The sequence below is a fragment of the Bradyrhizobium sp. LMTR 3 genome (assembly GCF_001693485.1).
Taxonomy (GTDB): domain Bacteria; phylum Pseudomonadota; class Alphaproteobacteria; order Rhizobiales; family Xanthobacteraceae; genus Bradyrhizobium.
Genome location: NZ_MAXC01000051.1, coordinates 367768 through 383173 on the forward strand (window position 1 = coordinate 367768; position 15406 = coordinate 383173).

15 protein-coding genes and 1 tRNA gene are annotated in these 15406 nt (G+C 60.4%); 8 read left to right on the plus strand and 8 right to left on the minus strand.

Annotated elements, in window-relative coordinates; all coding sequences use genetic code 11:
- Positions 1 to 108: 108 nt before the first annotated feature.
- From LMTR3_RS31995 to LMTR3_RS32005, 3 genes are all read right to left on the minus strand, one after another.
- Positions 109 to 1098, minus strand: coding sequence for a helix-turn-helix domain-containing protein (locus tag LMTR3_RS31995; protein ID WP_141686901.1), 990 nt, complete (start codon positions 1096 to 1098; stop codon positions 109 to 111).
- Between the two features lie 817 nt (positions 1099 to 1915).
- Positions 1916 to 2182, minus strand: a complete 267-nt coding sequence (locus tag LMTR3_RS32000) for a conjugal transfer protein TraD (RefSeq protein ID WP_065748928.1) — start codon at positions 2180 to 2182, stop codon at positions 1916 to 1918.
- 1 nt (position 2183) lies between these two features.
- The gene (locus tag LMTR3_RS32005) at positions 2184 to 2417 is read right to left on the minus strand and encodes a conjugal transfer protein TraD (RefSeq protein ID WP_502686689.1); all 234 of its coding nucleotides are present in this window, start codon (positions 2415 to 2417) and stop codon (positions 2184 to 2186) included.
- Here LMTR3_RS32005 and LMTR3_RS40425 point away from each other — a divergent pair.
- On the plus strand, positions 2311 to 2649 hold the full coding sequence (locus LMTR3_RS40425; protein ID WP_502686688.1) for a helix-turn-helix transcriptional regulator: 339 nt from the start codon (positions 2311 to 2313) through the stop codon (positions 2647 to 2649). The genes LMTR3_RS32005 and LMTR3_RS40425 overlap by 107 nt on opposite strands.
- Before the next feature lie 556 nt (positions 2650 to 3205).
- Here LMTR3_RS40425 and LMTR3_RS39910 read toward each other — a convergent pair.
- Entirely contained in the window at positions 3206 to 3331 is a 126-nt protein-coding gene (locus tag LMTR3_RS39910) for a hypothetical protein (protein ID WP_283809334.1), read from the minus strand.
- A gap of 113 nt (positions 3332 to 3444) precedes the next feature.
- On the opposite strand from LMTR3_RS39910, the gene LMTR3_RS32015 reads away from it, so the two are divergent.
- Positions 3445 to 3834 carry a hypothetical protein gene (locus tag LMTR3_RS32015; RefSeq protein ID WP_065748929.1) on the plus strand — a complete coding sequence of 130 codons (390 nt, stop codon included), beginning with the start codon at positions 3445 to 3447 and terminating at the stop codon, positions 3832 to 3834.
- Positions 3835 to 3841: 7 nt separating this feature from the next.
- On the opposite strand, the gene LMTR3_RS32020 is transcribed toward LMTR3_RS32015, so the two are convergent.
- Positions 3842 to 3916: transfer RNA gene (locus LMTR3_RS32020), tRNA-Gln, on the minus strand.
- Between the two features lie 275 nt (positions 3917 to 4191).
- Between LMTR3_RS32020 and LMTR3_RS32025 the strand changes: the two genes are divergently transcribed.
- Both LMTR3_RS32025 and LMTR3_RS32030 read left to right on the plus strand, forming a co-directional pair.
- Positions 4192 to 5973 (plus strand): acyl-CoA dehydrogenase family protein, encoded by a 1782-nt coding sequence (locus tag LMTR3_RS32025; RefSeq protein WP_065748930.1) that lies wholly within the window; start codon positions 4192 to 4194, stop codon positions 5971 to 5973.
- Between the two features lie 202 nt (positions 5974 to 6175).
- Positions 6176 to 7492 carry a D-alanyl-D-alanine carboxypeptidase family protein gene (locus LMTR3_RS32030; RefSeq protein ID WP_065748931.1) on the plus strand — a complete coding sequence of 439 codons (1317 nt, stop codon included), beginning with the start codon at positions 6176 to 6178 and terminating at the stop codon, positions 7490 to 7492.
- A gap of 89 nt (positions 7493 to 7581) precedes the next feature.
- Here LMTR3_RS32030 and LMTR3_RS32035 read toward each other — a convergent pair whose 3' ends face one another.
- On the minus strand, positions 7582 to 8718 hold the full coding sequence (locus LMTR3_RS32035; RefSeq protein ID WP_065748932.1) for a hypothetical protein: 1137 nt from the start codon (positions 8716 to 8718) through the stop codon (positions 7582 to 7584).
- A gap of 622 nt (positions 8719 to 9340) precedes the next feature.
- Here LMTR3_RS32035 and LMTR3_RS32040 point away from each other — a divergent pair.
- The 4 genes from LMTR3_RS32040 (at position 9341) to LMTR3_RS32055 (ending at position 13473) form a co-directional block, all read left to right on the plus strand.
- Complete coding sequence (locus tag LMTR3_RS32040; RefSeq protein WP_065748933.1) at positions 9341 to 9556, plus strand: hypothetical protein; 216 nt, start codon at positions 9341 to 9343, stop codon at positions 9554 to 9556.
- A gap of 570 nt (positions 9557 to 10126) precedes the next feature.
- Complete coding sequence (locus tag LMTR3_RS32045; RefSeq protein ID WP_141686902.1) at positions 10127 to 10468, plus strand: hypothetical protein; 342 nt, start codon at positions 10127 to 10129, stop codon at positions 10466 to 10468.
- A 246-nt stretch (positions 10469 to 10714) separates the two neighbouring features.
- Positions 10715 to 12457 carry an adenylate/guanylate cyclase domain-containing protein gene (locus LMTR3_RS32050; protein WP_065748935.1) on the plus strand — a complete coding sequence of 581 codons (1743 nt, stop codon included), beginning with the start codon at positions 10715 to 10717 and terminating at the stop codon, positions 12455 to 12457.
- A gap of 227 nt (positions 12458 to 12684) precedes the next feature.
- On the plus strand, positions 12685 to 13473 hold the full coding sequence (locus tag LMTR3_RS32055) for a Crp/Fnr family transcriptional regulator (protein WP_065748936.1): 789 nt from the start codon (positions 12685 to 12687) through the stop codon (positions 13471 to 13473).
- A 571-nt stretch (positions 13474 to 14044) separates the two neighbouring features.
- Here LMTR3_RS32055 and LMTR3_RS32060 read toward each other — a convergent pair.
- Positions 14045 to 14248 carry a type II toxin-antitoxin system VapB family antitoxin gene (locus tag LMTR3_RS32060; protein WP_065748937.1) on the minus strand — a complete coding sequence of 68 codons (204 nt, stop codon included), beginning with the start codon at positions 14246 to 14248 and terminating at the stop codon, positions 14045 to 14047.
- 174 nt (positions 14249 to 14422) lie between these two features.
- Complete coding sequence (locus LMTR3_RS32065) at positions 14423 to 15376, minus strand: ring-cleaving dioxygenase (protein ID WP_065748938.1); 954 nt, start codon at positions 15374 to 15376, stop codon at positions 14423 to 14425.
- Between the last annotated feature and the right edge of the window lie 30 nt (positions 15377 to 15406).

A 15406-nucleotide genomic window follows, 5' to 3' on the forward strand; every position in this document is an offset into this window, starting at 1 on the left:
CGAGGTCACGATGGCTATGAGCGAACACGGCTCAGCATGGCGCAGCGGAAGCCGCATCATTTTGATTGTTTATTCAGGAGGCCACGATGCGCTCTCATCACCAAGAGATCACGAACTTCGACCAATCAATGTCGCTTCTGCGGCTTCAATGAACGGCAGTGACGAGTACCGGGCGGGACGCCGCAGGGTTTGGGAAGGTGTCTCGCCGAACAAGGATCGATAAGCGACTGAGAAGCGTCCGAGCTCCCAAAAGCCGTGATCGGTAACGATAGTGGTAACGGTTTCGCTAGAGGGATCCCCTCGCAGAAGCGCACGACGCACGAGGTGCATGCGCCGCAAGGTAAGATAGCGGATTGGCCCCATCCCAAGGCGTTCTTCGCAACAGGCACGAAGCGTTCGTTCAGAAACTCCGAGGGCCCCACAAATCTCGGTAATGTACAGAGGCTGGTCCGGATGAGCCGCCAGGAATTCTTCGAATTGCGCAATGATTGCGTCATGGCGATAGAAACCCTTGCTGCCTTTCCGGGAAACGCCTTCCGCAAGGCATCTGACCAACAGGTGAATTGTGTGTTGCTCTAGCGCCCGAGCGACTTCCGGCAACTCAAGAATATCGGGCGTGTCGTGAGCGAGCTGTCCGATCGCCTTGTGAAGCTGCGACAATCGAGACATCAGCGCTGGGCTCGGACGAACGAGACATCGATTCTGCGCCTCCGAAATCTCGTGACCGACAATCGCCTTGCAGGCGACCGGAAACTCGTCGGCCGGCAAAGACAGCGACGCCAATCGAAGGTCGGCCTCCGATCGCACGTGATAAGCATCAAAGCCGGTAACAAGAATATCTCCAGATGAAACATCCAGGCCGCAGTGCCGGACCTTGCCAGAGGATGAGTCGGACAAGAACGAGAAGACCTTGCGGTCCGAACTCAGTGCGCCGGCGGATACTTGCGGCAGATTTAACCGAAAGCGCTGCATCCACAGCCTATCCATTCGAACTTGCGTCAGCTCGCCATGGAAGGCGCCTCGCGAGGTGGGCAGAATCTCTACATTTATCGTCTGGACGGCTGCCGAATAAGAAAATGGATCATCAAAACGAAGCACTCTACTCCAGGCCACTTTCGTTCCCCCGGCGTGGAATCAATGACGCATAACAATCAATAGGAGCATTCTTTCGTCGTAGACTTGAAGATAAACCAGCGTGTCGAATATTCAGAAAAGGCAAAATGCGAAAACAGGCCCTTGCCAGAGCGGAATCACTGCAACCGTATCGGCACGCGGCAGATTTTGATTCCGAAAGGGCAATCGCCAAGCATCCCGTACGATAAGGTTATCCCAGATCTAGAAATATGGACATATCCATTTTGTTTGCGCCATCAAGCATGCTGGAAGTTATGCCTTGTGCGTGGGAATAACCTTTTGGTACCGATCCAGCGCACCCATACAAGATGGTTCGATTGGCGTCGCGGCTACTTATTGGGGGAGCCTACTACAGGTGTCCCCTCATTCGGAGGAGGTTCAGGAACTCCTTGTCCGACGCCAAAAGCTGTTTGACGGCAGAGACATCCGTCCTAATCTTTGTCAGGGTCATGGTGGTCCTTGCTCCTCTATGAGCAGTGATCTTTGCAACCACCGGACTTACCATGACCGCTTCAGCCTCTCAGCTATTGCAGAACCTCCCGCACACTACCAGCTCGTCGCCACCATCCCGCCAGACCAGGCGTTCCGGCCGCTCGATCGCAGCAAGTGTGGCTGGTGGGAAGCAGACCGACGCTTTGTGCCTCCCTAGTGCTTTCGAAAGACGACTTTCGTATCTGTTCTAGCACCATCGATTCTGTCCCCGAGATAGTCTCGGAAATTGTCATCCGGTTCCTGCTCGCGACCATCCGTCGTCGCTTGGCTGACATGCCATTGTCTTGCATCAACGAAGAGCTGCTGGACCAGTTCGATCTGTCACCTTGTGCGTCGCCGGGACTGCCTCGAACGCCTGTTTCCCCTTTGCCGCCCAAAGTGCCCGCGCCTGTTCGTGTTGATCGCTTTTGAGCTTCTCAGCCATCCAGAGCAGCGCACCGAGAATGATGGCGTGATCGTCGTTGGTCAGGTCGACGGTGCCGGCCTTGACGACGAGGCCATCTAGTTCGATGAGGTGCCGCGTGCGTTTGCGGCGCTCGACCTGCCACGTGCGCATATCATATCGCGCCCTTGCGGCCTGATACCGGTTGCGCGCCGCCCGGTTGCGCCGGAGCGCCGTCCGTGTCGCGGTCAGTTGTCGGTGCATTTCGCCGCGATCGTCCCTGAAAGAACGCGGCCCCGCGCTTGGCCCATGCCTCCCTCTTTCCGGCCTCTTTCGTATCGGTCAGCGTGATCAGTGCACCCGCCAGTTCATTCGCGGTGAGTGTGTCAGCCCCGGTGGCGATGACCAGTTCGCCGAGCTGCCGCACCTTGCGAGTTTTCACCGCGCGCCCTGTCTTCGAGCGCTTTCAGCTCGCGGCCATGCGCGAACCAGACCGTATCATTCGCTTGAAAACCGTCCTCGCTCGAACCGGACTGTCTCGGTCCACCATCTACCGCAAGATCGCCGAGGGCACGTTCCCGCCGCAGATCAGGATCAGCGTCAACGGGAGCGGCTGGCATGAATCCGACATCAACCACTGATTGCCGATCCCGTCGCATGGCGCCCGAAGCACGAGTCAGATGCGGGCTGACGAGATCTGTGGTCGCTTGCTGCCTGACGACAGGAATCGGACCGGCGTCAAACCGTAAAGGCTGGCGCTGTCGCGCCCCCGCTTCGCGGCTTCGGCCTTGACGGCCTGACGTCGCCCCGGTTTGGGCTCTCCGTGGGGATTGGGAGCGATCGCGCTTCCAATCCGGAACAGTGACACAGCGGATCGCTCTGACTAACCGGCGAATTTTTGGTCTGGGGACATTTTAGAGCGTTCTGAAAATCGATGACATATGAATAAGATAGATGGCGCCTGGAACGGTTCGAACGTCCGACCCTCAGAGTCGTAGTGAAAGGGTCCATGCCGCCATCCGATCTAGGATATCCCCGCAGGCTCAACGTGCATGTCAGTGAACAGCGCGAGAGTTGCCTCTCTAGACGCTGTGCCGGGAGCATTGGATGCCGAACCAGCGCCGCACCAGTAAGAAGGCATCGAAAGGTGACGACCAAGTGCTGACCGCATTGTGCTCGCGGCGAGACGGCCTACTACTACAATGTGCCGACAAAGTACCGGAAGCTGAAGTGTTCCGTCCAGGGCGAGCCGTTCGGCACCGACTTTGCCGTGATGACGAAGCGCGCCGGCGTGTTGAACGGCCAGTTGGATGAATGGGACACGCAGCGCAAAGGGCTCCCGATTAGCGCGCCCAACATGCCGAAGCACGGCACGGTGGATTGGCTGTTTCGGGAATACAAGATCAGCAGGGCCTATCTCGATAAGGTCGCAGCACTTGAAGCGTCTCGGCACGCCGATGGTCCTGCACGAGGTCGAGGAAGGTAAGGCCAAGCCGTTCGGTTTCAGCACGATGCAACACAAGGTGCAGCGGATGCGGGTGAAGCTAGGATTGCCCTCGCACTTCACCTTCGACGCCTGCCGGCATGGCGGCATGACCGAGCTGGAGGAGGCAGAGCTGACCGATGGACAGGGGCGCGCGCTGTCAGCGCACCGGACGCAGCAGAGCTACATCGGCTACGCCAAGCGCACCGAGAAGCGAGTGCTGGCGGCAACTCGCAAGCGGCACGCGCGCAGGCTGGCGAACGAAATGGCGACCGACGTTCAGAATGGGCAGCAGAAAAGCGTTCAGAATGATCCCCCCGAACAAAGTGCGATTGCCGAGTGATTTCAACTGGCTGGGGCGGGAGGGATCGAACCTCCGAATGGCGGAATCAAAATCCGCTGCCTTACCGCTTGGCTACGCCCCAAAAGGCCGGGCCGGGATGCGGGGACCGACGCGATCCGTATCCGGCACCGCCGGTCTATAGAGGGAGCCCCGCCATTTCAACAGGCAGCGGGGGCGAATTTCACCCAAAATCAGCTCCCTCGATCCGACCCTTTAATAAAGCGTCACTGCTTCCGGTCTCCGGGGCTGGTTTTTCGCGCCCGGGCGGGACCGATACCGCCCACCGGAGAGTTGAGAGAACCCCGGTTTCGTGGGAAGACGGCGGCAGCTCACTACCCAAAAAGCGAGATTTTCGTCATGACTTACCGCGCGCCGATCTCCGATATCCTGCTCGCACTCAACCACGGCGCAGGCCTGCAGGCGGCTGTGAAGGCCGGCCATTACGGCGATTTCGACGCCGAGATCGCCGCCGCCGTGCTGGAGGAAGCCGGCAAATTCGCCGGCGACGTACTGGCGCCGCTGAACCGCGTGGGCGACGAACACGGCATCAAGCTTGCGGACAACAAGGTGACGACCGCGCCGGGCTGGCCGGACGCCTACCAGCGCTGGGCCGCCGCCGGGTGGAACGCGGTATCGGGTCCGGAAGCGTTTGGGGGCCAGGGCCTTCCGCTGGCCATCAACGCCGCCTGCACCGAAATCTGGAGCGCGTCGAATATCGCCTTCGGCCTCTGCCCGCTGCTCACGCTCTCGGCGATCGAGGCGCTCGACGCCCATGGCAGCGAGGAACTGAAAAAGATCTATCTGCAAAAGCTCGTCTCCGGCGAATGGACCGGCACCATGCAGCTCACCGAGCCGCAGGCCGGCTCCGACGTCGGCGCACTGCGCACCCGTGCCGAACGCGCCGGCGACGGCACCTACCGCATCAAGGGCAGCAAAATCTTCATCACCTATGGCGACCACGACATGACCGACAACATCGTGCATTTCGTGCTGGCACGCCTGCCCGATGCGCCCGCGGGCACCAAGGGGATTTCGCTGTTTTTGATTCCGAAATTCCTCGTCAATGCCGACGGCTCGCTCGGCGAGCGCAACGACATCTATCCGTCCGGCGTCGAGCACAAGCTCGGCATGCACGCCTCCCCCACCTGCACCATGACGATGGGCGATCATGGCGGCGCGATAGGTTACCTGATCGGTGAGGAAAACAAGGGCATGCAATGCATGTTCACGATGATGAACCAGGCCCGCCTCGGCGTCGGCCTCGAAGGCGTGGGCATTGCCGACCGCGCCTATCAGCAGGCGCTGGCCTTTGCACAAGAGCGCAAACAGGGCCGCGCGATCGGCAAGAAGGGCGACGGGCTCGACCCGATCATCGTGCATCCCGACGTCAAGCGCATGCTGTTGCAGATGCGCAGCATGACGGCCGCGGCGCGCTCGATCTGTTACGCGACAGCGGTGGCGCTCGATATCTCCGCCCGCGCCAAGGACCCGAAGGTGCGCGCCGACGCGGCCGCGCGCGGCGCGCTGCTGACTCCGGTCGCAAAGGCATTCTCCACCGACATCGGCAACGAGGTGACGTATCTCGGCGTGCAGATTCATGGCGGCATGGGCTTCATCGAGGAGACCGGCGCCGCGCAGCATTATCGCGACGCGCGCATCACCTCGATCTACGAGGGCACCAACGGCATCCAGTCGATCGACCTCGTGACGCGAAAACTCGCCGCGAATGGCGGCGCATCGGTGTGGGCGCTGCTCGACGAACTCGGCGGCATCGTCAAGCAGGTCGAAACCTCGAACGATCCCGCCTTCGGCACGACCGGCGCGAAACTGCGCGAGGCGCTCGGCTCGCTCGAGCGCGCCAGCAAGTGGCTCCTGGAGCGCGTGGCGTCTGCGCCGAACGACGCGCTCGCCGGCGCCACGCCTTATCTGCGCCTGTTCGGCTCGACGCTTGGCGGCTGCATGCTGGCCGGCGAAGCATTGGCCGCGAAGAGCCATGGCGATGCCGGCGATCCGCAGCGCTACGTGACGGTCGCGCGGTTCTTTGCGGAGAATATTACCGTGCAGGCGGGATCGCTGGAGAAGACGGTGACCGACAGCGCCGATGCGGTGAACGGCGCGGATGCGGCACTGCTGGGGTAAGCCTTTGTCGGAGTACCGCACCAGAATCCCAAAAATACACAACAAGTTCCATTGTGCCGCTCGTTGTTTTGAGGCAACACCCTTGAAAAAACAGATAGTCCCGTAGTCTTCGGCCGTTGCGGATTCATTTCGCAATCCGAAGAATGAACCCTGTCGCGTGCTTGTGTAATCAGGCTCATGCGGAGCCTTGGGAGGCCGGATCATGGACCCCTGGCAATTGGCGACGACGGCGCAGCGCCGCATCAACGTTCTCGCGGCCCTGGCTCTCGTGAGCTGGATTCTCGTTTGTCTCGCTGGCTTCGGTTCGGCTTCCACCGAACGCGTCAGCGCGTCTGTCATCAGCGCTTCCACCAGGAATGCCGCTGCTTCCATCGAGAGCGCCGACGCGCCTTCAGTCGTGGAACGCCAAGAACCATCTCTCATCGCAACCGCCGAGCCTACGCGCACGCCGCCTGTGATCGCGCTGGCAAGCGCCGCCATCGATGCCATCGATGTGCCGATCCCTACAGCATCCGTGATCGAGAAAGCGCCTGACACAACGAAAGCGCCTGATACGACGAAAGCTCTTGATACGACGAAAGCTCCTGACACGACGACCGCGGGCTCGGATGAGCCGAAACCTGTTGTCGTGGCCGCACTGACCGATCCGGCAGAGGTACTGCCGCCGGAAGTTTCTTCCTCCGAGATTGCAACGACGATCACGCCCGATTCTGCACCCGACAATGCCGTGCAGGCAGTGCGCACCATCGAGATCAACGAGGAATGTCTGGTCGCGGAGCCCTGCATCGATCGCTATTTGTGGGCTCTCTACGAGCGCGCGCCCAAGGTCGACGCCATCAAGGTGCATGAGCGGAGGAAAGTGACCGTCAAGAGGAAGGGCAAGACGGTGACCGTCACCAAAACCTTTACCAGGCGTGTCGACGAGGAATTTGCGTGGAAGGACCCGAAGGCCGCGGAAAGAGCCGGCATGACCATGATGGACTACGTGATCGGCGGCATGGACAAGAGCTTCAAGCTAAAGCTCTTTCATATGCTCCACGCGGCGGAGCAGGCCGGGCTCTCGCCCGGCATCACCAGCGCGTTTCGCGATGACTACCGTCAATCAATCGCTAGCGGCCTGAAGGCGGCAAGCGATCGGTCCTACCATGGCGGGAGTTTGCGTGGCGGCTACGGCCGCGGACTCGCGGCTGACGTGGTGAGCGTCAAGGGCTCAAGCCGGGCGCAGCGATGGGTCTCCACGGAAAAGTTCTGGAAATGGATCGATGAGCACGGCAAGGAATTTGGAATCGGACGGCCCTACCTCGACAGGGATCCGCCGCACGTCGGGCCGATCGACGGCAAGGAATATGCCTCCCGCCGCGGCGGAACGAACACGCAAGACGCGCAAGCGAGTGCAAAGAAGCGCGTCCATGTGACCGCGCGGCACGATCACAAGCGGCACGATCCCAAGGCATCAAAACAGGCGAAAACCGCAAAACAGGCGAAAACTGCAAAATTGTCGAAAGGCAGGACCATGTAACCGGTCCGGGCAGGCCTTCCCGCTGAACGGGAGCGCGTAGCCCGCAAGCGCAGCAACATGCGGGATCGACTGAAATTGAAGTGTATTCCTTAGCGTCGCGAACTGGCCGCAGCGACCGTCAAGGCGATCGCTGCGGGATCGCAGCAGAGCACCATCAACAATATCAGCCAGCGAACCGCGGCTTCGGGTGCGGCACCGACCATCATCGCGAGATACTGGATCGGTCCGGCGGATGCTTCGATGCGCGAACGTTCGCCGGCCAGCGCCGCGCGTTGCGCCTGCAGTCCAACCAGCGTTGCGGTGGCCGCCTGGCGCTGCGTATCCAGCCCGTCCCGCGTCGCGCGCTCCTGCGTTGCGATGTTGATCGCCCGCGTCACCCGGCCGCGCCGTGTCGATTCATCCACGGCACGGTCGATTTGCGCGATGCGGTTGGTTAAATCGGTAACGGCAGCCGATTGCGCCGAGACGCGGGCGTCGATCGCTTCGATGCGCTCGGTGACGCCGGAGCGCGCCGTCGCCGCGACGCTGACATGCGCCTCCACCAGTTTGCCGAACACGCCGGCGGCGTTGATCAGCGCAAGGCCGGCAACGAGCGCGACCATGACCGAGCGCATTTTCCAATTGGTCCGGCGCCAATGCGCCGCCAGCCATCCGGCGATCACCAGCTTGCCGACCTCCATCGTGGCGGCGAGCACCATCACGGCAACCGGATCACCGGGAAATATTTCGGCCATGCCCGCGACTGAAAAATAGGCCGCAACCGTTGCCAGCGCGAGCGCCGCGGCAATGGCAAAGGTCCGGCTGGTGCGCTCGCTCCTTGGCGGGGCGGGAACGGGAGAAACGATCTCAGGCACAGCAGGCGCGGCGGAAACGGGCGGTGGCTCAAGCGGCGCGCTGGGCACCTCCGGCTCGCTACTGATCTCAGTAGCCTTGTCTTCCGTTGCCTTGTCTTCCGTTGCTTTGACTTCCGTTGCCTTGGCCTTAGTCGCCCTGCCGGCCTTGGCACGCCCCGCCGCTGAAGCGGAGCGGCCACGTTTCTTTGCTGCTGGGGGCGTCTTACCGGACGGTTCAGTGCTGAACTCTTCCGCCGGTGTTGCGACCAATCTGGGGGCGCGAGTTGAGGCATTGGCCCAGGCATCAAGCTGATGCCTGATGCGCGCAGCATCGTTGTCGCCGTCCGTCAGTTCGGTCGCGGAGATCGCTCGCGTGGTTGCACGGCCTGTCATGGAGCCCTCGGAACCACGGCGACAACTGTCCCTGACTCGTGATCGTTGGCAACGTTTTCGACTTGCTCGCCAATCGCAAACTTCGACATCGAAAACTCCTTTGGATTCGTCGATGCGATTATATCTCCACGAGCGGGCCGTAGCTGCTCAACGATTCGCCCTCCGGAATTTAGGACGCCGGTTGTTGCACGAATGTCTCATCCTGCTCGTCGTGCGAAACCGCTTCACACGTTGCGCGCGCAGGCGAACATGGCGCGATGTCAGGATTGAGTCCGAAATGTTGTCGAGAAGAAAATCAGTCGGACAATCCAAGTCTTCCATGCGGCTGAGCGTCAATACGTTGCGAACAACGCCATGCATAACTGTTGCTGCATAATGACAGTCCGGCTAATCCGCCGCCGAGACCGTAGTTCTACGCTTTGCGAATCGCCCACGCCCGGATTCTACTTTCACCGCAATTGTTTCCCTTGAGCGTTCGACTAGATCGTCCCGCGCCGAAAACGGCGCGGCTTTGCAGTGCGTAGTTTTACGGGCCGATCTCCTTAAAGGCCGAGCGCGCACCCTGCTGGCACGAACCCTGCATGGCGTGAGCGAACCGGGTATTCAACAACGAAGGTCACCCATGCTCGTCACTCTTATCGCCGTTCTCTGTAACAGCCAGCTCTGTCTCGAAAAGGTCGTTACCACCAGCGAGCAGTCCGGCATCACGATGGGCGCCTGCGCGGTCAACGCGCAAATCGGAATTGCCGATTGGCTCGCCAAGGGGCCGTATCACGCGTGGCGATTGCAGGGCTACAAATGCGTCCTCGGAAAGTACGTTCCGAAGAACGAAGCCTGAGGCGTCGCAGGTTGCCTCACGCTGGCGCGGCTCTTTGCCGGGCGTAACGAATTCGTCTGCGTCAACGTTCGTAGACATGGCCTCACCTTCTCGCGGCGCACGGCGCCCGAGGTTTGCATGAACCTTTTCCCTCAAACAGAGGGAGCAGGGAATGCCGGGTGCTTGCTGCACCCGCGGTCTCGTGTGCAAGAGATGGAGTGAGATGCGCACACGAGCATACAGGTACAGCCGGAGCACTCCGGCATTCCCTGCGCAATGGTTTGACGGCTTATGCCGTGCTCTCCCTGGAGACGAATTCCTCTTGCCTCCATCACTGCCGGCTTGATGGCGAGATCGATCCGGTTGGACCAACTTCGCCACCGGCAGCTTGGCACCAGCCACGGGTGTCAGGACCACACGGTTTTGCCGTACGCTTCAGCGCCATACGTCCTGCGCGCCGTGCTCGCTCACGGATAACCGCCCTGCGAACAACGTCTCGCGCCTGACGCTGCCAGCGTCCACCGCATCTCACCCCGCGTTCGTGACGATCGCGATCCGCCCCTCGTGAGGGATGAGACGGCGAGATTTTTAGTGCTGATTTGGGGTGGCCGAGAAGCGAATTGTTTTTTCGGCGGGGACTGGACAGGGCAAATCGCGTTGAATTGGCTTGGGAAACTAACGTTTTGGCGCAACGTTGCGCAGCTTCAGGCCTGCGTATCAGCAATGGGCTTTGATGGCCGGACTACCCAGACGGTGAGTTTTGCAGTGGCTATCGCCCTGGCAATCGTCATCGCAGTCGTTCTGCTCTTCCTGCTCAATCGACTTGAAATGTCAGATCACAGACGAGACTCTCTTGCCAATGCATTGGTTTTCGTCATCGGCGTTCCGGTTTGTGTGGGAGCCGCGTACTATCGGGCCGGAGGCATGTTCTAGTTATTCCAGGCTGCTGTTCATGGCGTCGCCCCGAAGGTCCGCTTCTGACCCTGGCTGTGTGACACAACCAAGACCCATATCGGACCCCCGAGTTGACGCACGCTCATTGCCGCCGCGCCGAAGGCCCGGCAAATGCCCACTTGAGGCAATCTGGCCTCCCACAATTATCGCCCCCAGGTCCGCAACAAAGTGCTAGGCTCCTCCCTGTCCCAGCGGCGTGGTTGGTCTTGCCGTTCGGAGGGCGCTATGACCGAGCAGCGGGTTCATAGGCGATTAGCGGCAATCTTGGCTGCCGATGTGGTCGGCTACTCCGCGTTGATGCAGCGTGCTGAGGAATCCACCTACGCCGAGTTCGAGCGGCTCAAGCGAGAATTGATCGAGCCTAATCTTTCCCGCCACGAAGGGCGACTTATCAAGACGACGGGTGATGGGGCGCTAGCCGAGTTCGCGAGTCCGTTGGCGGCCATGAGATGCGCGGTGGAGATACAGGAAAGCATCGCGTCAGGCGGTAGTCCCCTGATGTTGCGCGTAGGGCTTAACCTCGGTGACGTTATCGTTGGCCAAGACGGAGACCTCTATGGCGACGGTATCAATATTGCTGTCCGACTGGAGGGAGCGGCCGATCCAGGGGGCATCCTGATTTCCGAAAAGGTGTACAGCGAGGTCGAGGGTAAGCTGGACCTTGACTTCGAGGACCGAGGCGGACAGCAGCTCAAGAACATATCCAAGCCGGTCCGCGCTTTTGCTGTACGCCCGGGAGCGCACGGCGCGCTAAGCGAGAGGCTAAGTGCGGCCCCGCCACTTCCAGATAAGCCCTCCATCGCGGTTCTGCCCTTTCAGAACATGTCTGGTGATCCCGAGCAGGAGTATTTTGCGGATGGAATGGTCGAGGAGATCATCACCGCGCTCTCGCGGTTCAAATCGTTATTCGTGATCGCTCGCAACTCCAGTTTCACCTTCAAAGGCCAAGCCGTCGACATAAAGGAGGTCGGACGTAGGCTCGGCGTGCGCTACGTTCTTGAGGGGTCTGTGCGCAAAGCAGAGGGGAAAGTTCGCATCACAGGCCAGTTGATTGATGCAGTAACAGGCGCGCACATTTGGGTGGACAGGTTCGAGCGTGACCTGACTGATGTTTTCGCTCTTCAGGACGAAGTCACCGTAGCGGTTGTCTCAGCCGTTCAACCAAAACTGTTTCACACAGAGATTGCAAAGGCGACGCGGCGACGACCGGAGAACCTCATTGCCTATGATTTCTTTCTTCGAGCTCTGCACCAGTTCTATTCGTTGACCCGCGAGAGTCTGGCCGAGGCGATAAGGTTGACTCATCGCGCCTTGGAGCTGGACCCTCAGTTTGGCTCGGTCGCGGCTCTGGCAGCTCTCTGTCACACGAACAACGTTGTGTTGGGCTATGCCGCCGACCCGCAGTTCGAACGCAAGGAAGCAATTCGGCTATCTCGTTTGGCATTGAGCCTCGACGATGACGATCCAGAGATTTTGTCAATGGCTGCCGTAGTCTTGGCTTTCATGGTCGGCGATAGTGAAGCCGAGATCGAAATGGCTGACCGGGCGGTCGCGCTCAACCCAAATTCATGGATCACATGGAACAGCAGAGGCCATGTCTATAGAATTGCGGGGCTGCAGGAGGACGCGATCCGGAGCTTTGAACGTGCCGTTCGCATGAGCCCGGTAGACCCGCTGCTATACCTGACGCTTACTGGCATCGGGCTGGCCCTTGTTGAGCTTCGCCGCTTTGACGAGGCCATCGTCGTATCGAAGAAAGCCCTTCGTCAGAACCTCTTCGTGACAACTCACCGCTGCCTAGCGTCCGCCTTCGCCCATCTCGGACGTGACGCTGAGGCGCACGACGCGGCGGAGCGTGTGCTTGAGATCGATCCCGCCTTTACAGTATCGGCGCTTATCGCCCGGGGCGGACTATCAAACGCGAAGCTGTTGATTGAGGGGCTCCGGAAAGCGGGGTTGCCCGAATAGCGCGCCTGCACAGTGAGCTGTTCTATAGGCGCGATTTGCTGCGATGCATGAGTCCGCAAGAGACCTGCCCGGTCAGTCACAAGGTTCGCTGCTCAGGGTAGACCGGAAGTGGCGGCTCGGCTGCCAAAACGGCGCTCATGACCCATCTCGGAAGTGGGGTGGCCAAGTTTGCTGCGCTGCAAAAAACAACTTCCGGTAAGCTGGCCTCACCGGCTCCAAAAGGAGATATGTCCATCATGCTGGACCGCATTCTCGATGCAGCAACCGACAACCTCAGGTTCGCGAAGATTCTTGTCCAAATGGGTCTCGATCCGAACAACGTGACCTGGGACGCCATCTTCAACCGCCTGCTGGAACTCTTTCTGCACAACATCACGCTTGCCAATATGTTCGCCCTGGTCGGCGCGATCTTCTTCGTCGCCACATTGCTGACGCACACGATGGTGCCGCTGCGGGTCGCGAACATGATCGGTTGCGCATTCTTCGCCATCTTCGGTGCGCTCACCGGAGCCGTCACGATCTTTCTTCTTTATCTCCTGATGATTCCCATCAATGCCTACCGTCTCCGTCAAATGCTCGCTCTCGTGAAGAAGGCGCGCACCGCAACACAGGGCGACATGTCGATGGAGTGGCTCAAGCCGTTCATGACCGACCGCAAGTATCGCAAGGGTGATATCTTGATGAAGAAAGGTGACGCAGCCAACGAAATGCTGCTGACCGTTACCGGCAAATTCCGGGTCATCGAAATCAACGTCGAACTTCCGCCGGGGCGTTTGATGGGCGAGCTTGGTTTCCTCACACCCGACAACCGCCGGACCGCGACGATCGAATGTATCGAGGATGGCCGCGTCCTGACTATCAGCTACGAAAAGCTGCTCGAGATCTACTTCCAAAACCCGCAGTTCGGCTATTACTTCCTTGTCTTGACCAGCCAACGCCTGCTGGAAAATCTCGCGCGGGCCGAAGCCATCGTCGCGCAGAACAAGATCGCGCCGCAGACGCCTTTCGCCAACTAACAGCGGTCCGGGGCGATTGATCCCGGCCGTCGCGTGCTCCGCCGCCGCCGTCCTAATTCCCACTGGCTTTGCGCGCATGGCGCAGAACTTGAATTCGGGGATCTTTCCAAACGGATCGAGCGCCACATTGGTGAGCAGCTTGGCAACAGTCCTCCCGCTCATCCTTCGCTTGGGAGGGCTTGAAGTCCGATCATTACACGCTGCCTGCGGCCATCGCCGCTAAAGCGAAGCCAAAATCAACAGCGTCTTGCTGCAGTGCATGAGTCTGTTGTTGGCCCCAAGCCGACCAGCTTCGTTTCTTGCGGCTGGTCTGGTATTGTGGGCAGTCCAATGTGGGCAGTCCGGACTTCGCATCAGCGATCCTTCGACCGCCGCTTGTGACCCCAAAACAGACGTTCGCCCGACTCGCCCTTAGCGTCGCCATTGGCTTACGTTGTTTCATCCGCCTCTAGTCGGCTGCGCTCGATCCAATGCTGATGTCTTGAATATTGGCGCGAGGTTCGGCGAGGCTAGAAAACTGCGGTGCCAGTGCCGTTGAGGAAGTCGATCCAGACGCTGCTGTCGACAACGATCACCCGGTCCCTCGCCCCTTGCGATTTCGGGCGAGGTTGCCACGCCAGCGGTACTTGCCGAAGGCCTTGCCGACCTCCCGCTGCCTTCGCAACCGGATCATCATGCGAAGTGCCTGCTCCACCGTCTGCTTCTTGGTTTGCTGTCCGGAGGCATTCTGCGCTTCCACCATCAGCGCGTCGTCGATCTCGATATTGGTGCGCATGGACGACGTCCCGTCGCGATGTGTATGGATAGACAATACTATACACATCTGAACTAACGGGCGGCACGGAGTTGCGGCGACGGAGTCCGTAGGATGGGTGGAGCGAAGCGATACCCATCAGCGGCGGCGCAAAACAGTGATGGGTATCGCTTCGCTCCACCCATCCTACGAAATCTACATAATCGGTTTCAGTCCCGCCTCGATCGCCGCGCGCCGCGGCTCGAGGAACGGCGGCAGTGCCAGCTTTTCACCCAGCGCCTCCATCGGCTCATCGGTCGCAAAGCCGGGGCCGTCGGTGGCGATCTCGAACAGGATGCCGTTGGGCTCGCGGAAATAGAGGCTGCGGAAATAGAAGCGGTCGATCTCGCCGCTGTTGGGGACGCGGAGCTCGTTCAGCCGCTGCGTCCAGGCGTGGTACTGCGTCTCGTCGGGGGTACGGAACGCGACGTGGTGGACGCCACCGGCGCCCTGGCGGGCGATTGGCGAGGCCTTGTCTTCGAGCACATGCAGCTCCGCGGCGGGGCTACTCTGTCCCTTTGCCTCGCCCATCTCGAATACATGAATCTCGGCACCGTGGGCGGCATACTCGCGCACGCGGCGCATGTTCATGACCTCGGTCAGCACGAAGGCGGCGCGCGACAATTTCTGCACGGTCAGCACGATCGGACCGAGGCCGCGGATCTGGTGCTCTGATGGCACCGGGCTGCGCTCCCATGGCGAGGCCGGGCCCACGCCGCCATCGTCGACCAGCACCAGCCGCTGCCCCTCGCCGTCCTCGAACGGCAGCGTCAGGCGGCCGTCGACTTCGACGATATCGCGGGTCGCCGCGCCCGCCTTCTTGAGGCGATCCCGCCAGTAGCCGAGGGTCTTCTCGCCGGCGACGCGCAGCCCGGTGCGCGAGATCGAATTGGTTCCGCGACGTTCGGGGGCCGCGGGAAAATCGAAAAAGGTGAGATCGGTGCCGGGACTGGCTTTGCCGTCGGCATAGAACAGGTGATAGGCGCTGACGTCGTCCTGGTTGACGGTCTTCTTCACCAGCCGCATGCCGAGCAGGCCGGTGTAAAACGCCAAATTCTCCCGCGGCTTCGCCGAGATCGCGGTCAGGTGATGAATTCCGCCTAGCTGCATTGCGTTATCCTTGTAGTCACATCCCTGAAA

Excerpts from the sequence above, each read along its gene's own strand:
- LMTR3_RS32065 (WP_065748938.1), bottom strand. The coding sequence starts at position 15,376 with ATGCAGCTAGGCGGAATTCATCACCTGACCGCGATCTCGGCGAAGCCG.
- LMTR3_RS32060 (WP_065748937.1), bottom strand. The coding sequence starts at position 14,248 with ATGCGCACCAATATCGAGATCGACGACGCGCTGATGGTGGAAGCGCAG.
- LMTR3_RS32050 (WP_065748935.1), top strand. The coding sequence starts at position 10,715 with ATGACCGAGCAGCGGGTTCATAGGCGATTAGCGGCAATCTTGGCTGCC.
- LMTR3_RS32035 (WP_065748932.1), bottom strand. The coding sequence starts at position 8,718 with ATGACAGGCCGTGCAACCACGCGAGCGATCTCCGCGACCGAACTGACG.
- LMTR3_RS32055 (WP_065748936.1), top strand. The coding sequence starts at position 12,685 with ATGTCCATCATGCTGGACCGCATTCTCGATGCAGCAACCGACAACCTC.
- LMTR3_RS32000 (WP_065748928.1), bottom strand. The coding sequence starts at position 2,182 with ATGCGCACGTGGCAGGTCGAGCGCCGCAAACGCACGCGGCACCTCATC.
- LMTR3_RS32030 (WP_065748931.1), top strand. The coding sequence starts at position 6,176 with ATGGACCCCTGGCAATTGGCGACGACGGCGCAGCGCCGCATCAACGTT.
- LMTR3_RS32040 (WP_065748933.1), top strand. The coding sequence starts at position 9,341 with ATGCTCGTCACTCTTATCGCCGTTCTCTGTAACAGCCAGCTCTGTCTC.
- LMTR3_RS32025 (WP_065748930.1), top strand. The coding sequence starts at position 4,192 with ATGACTTACCGCGCGCCGATCTCCGATATCCTGCTCGCACTCAACCAC.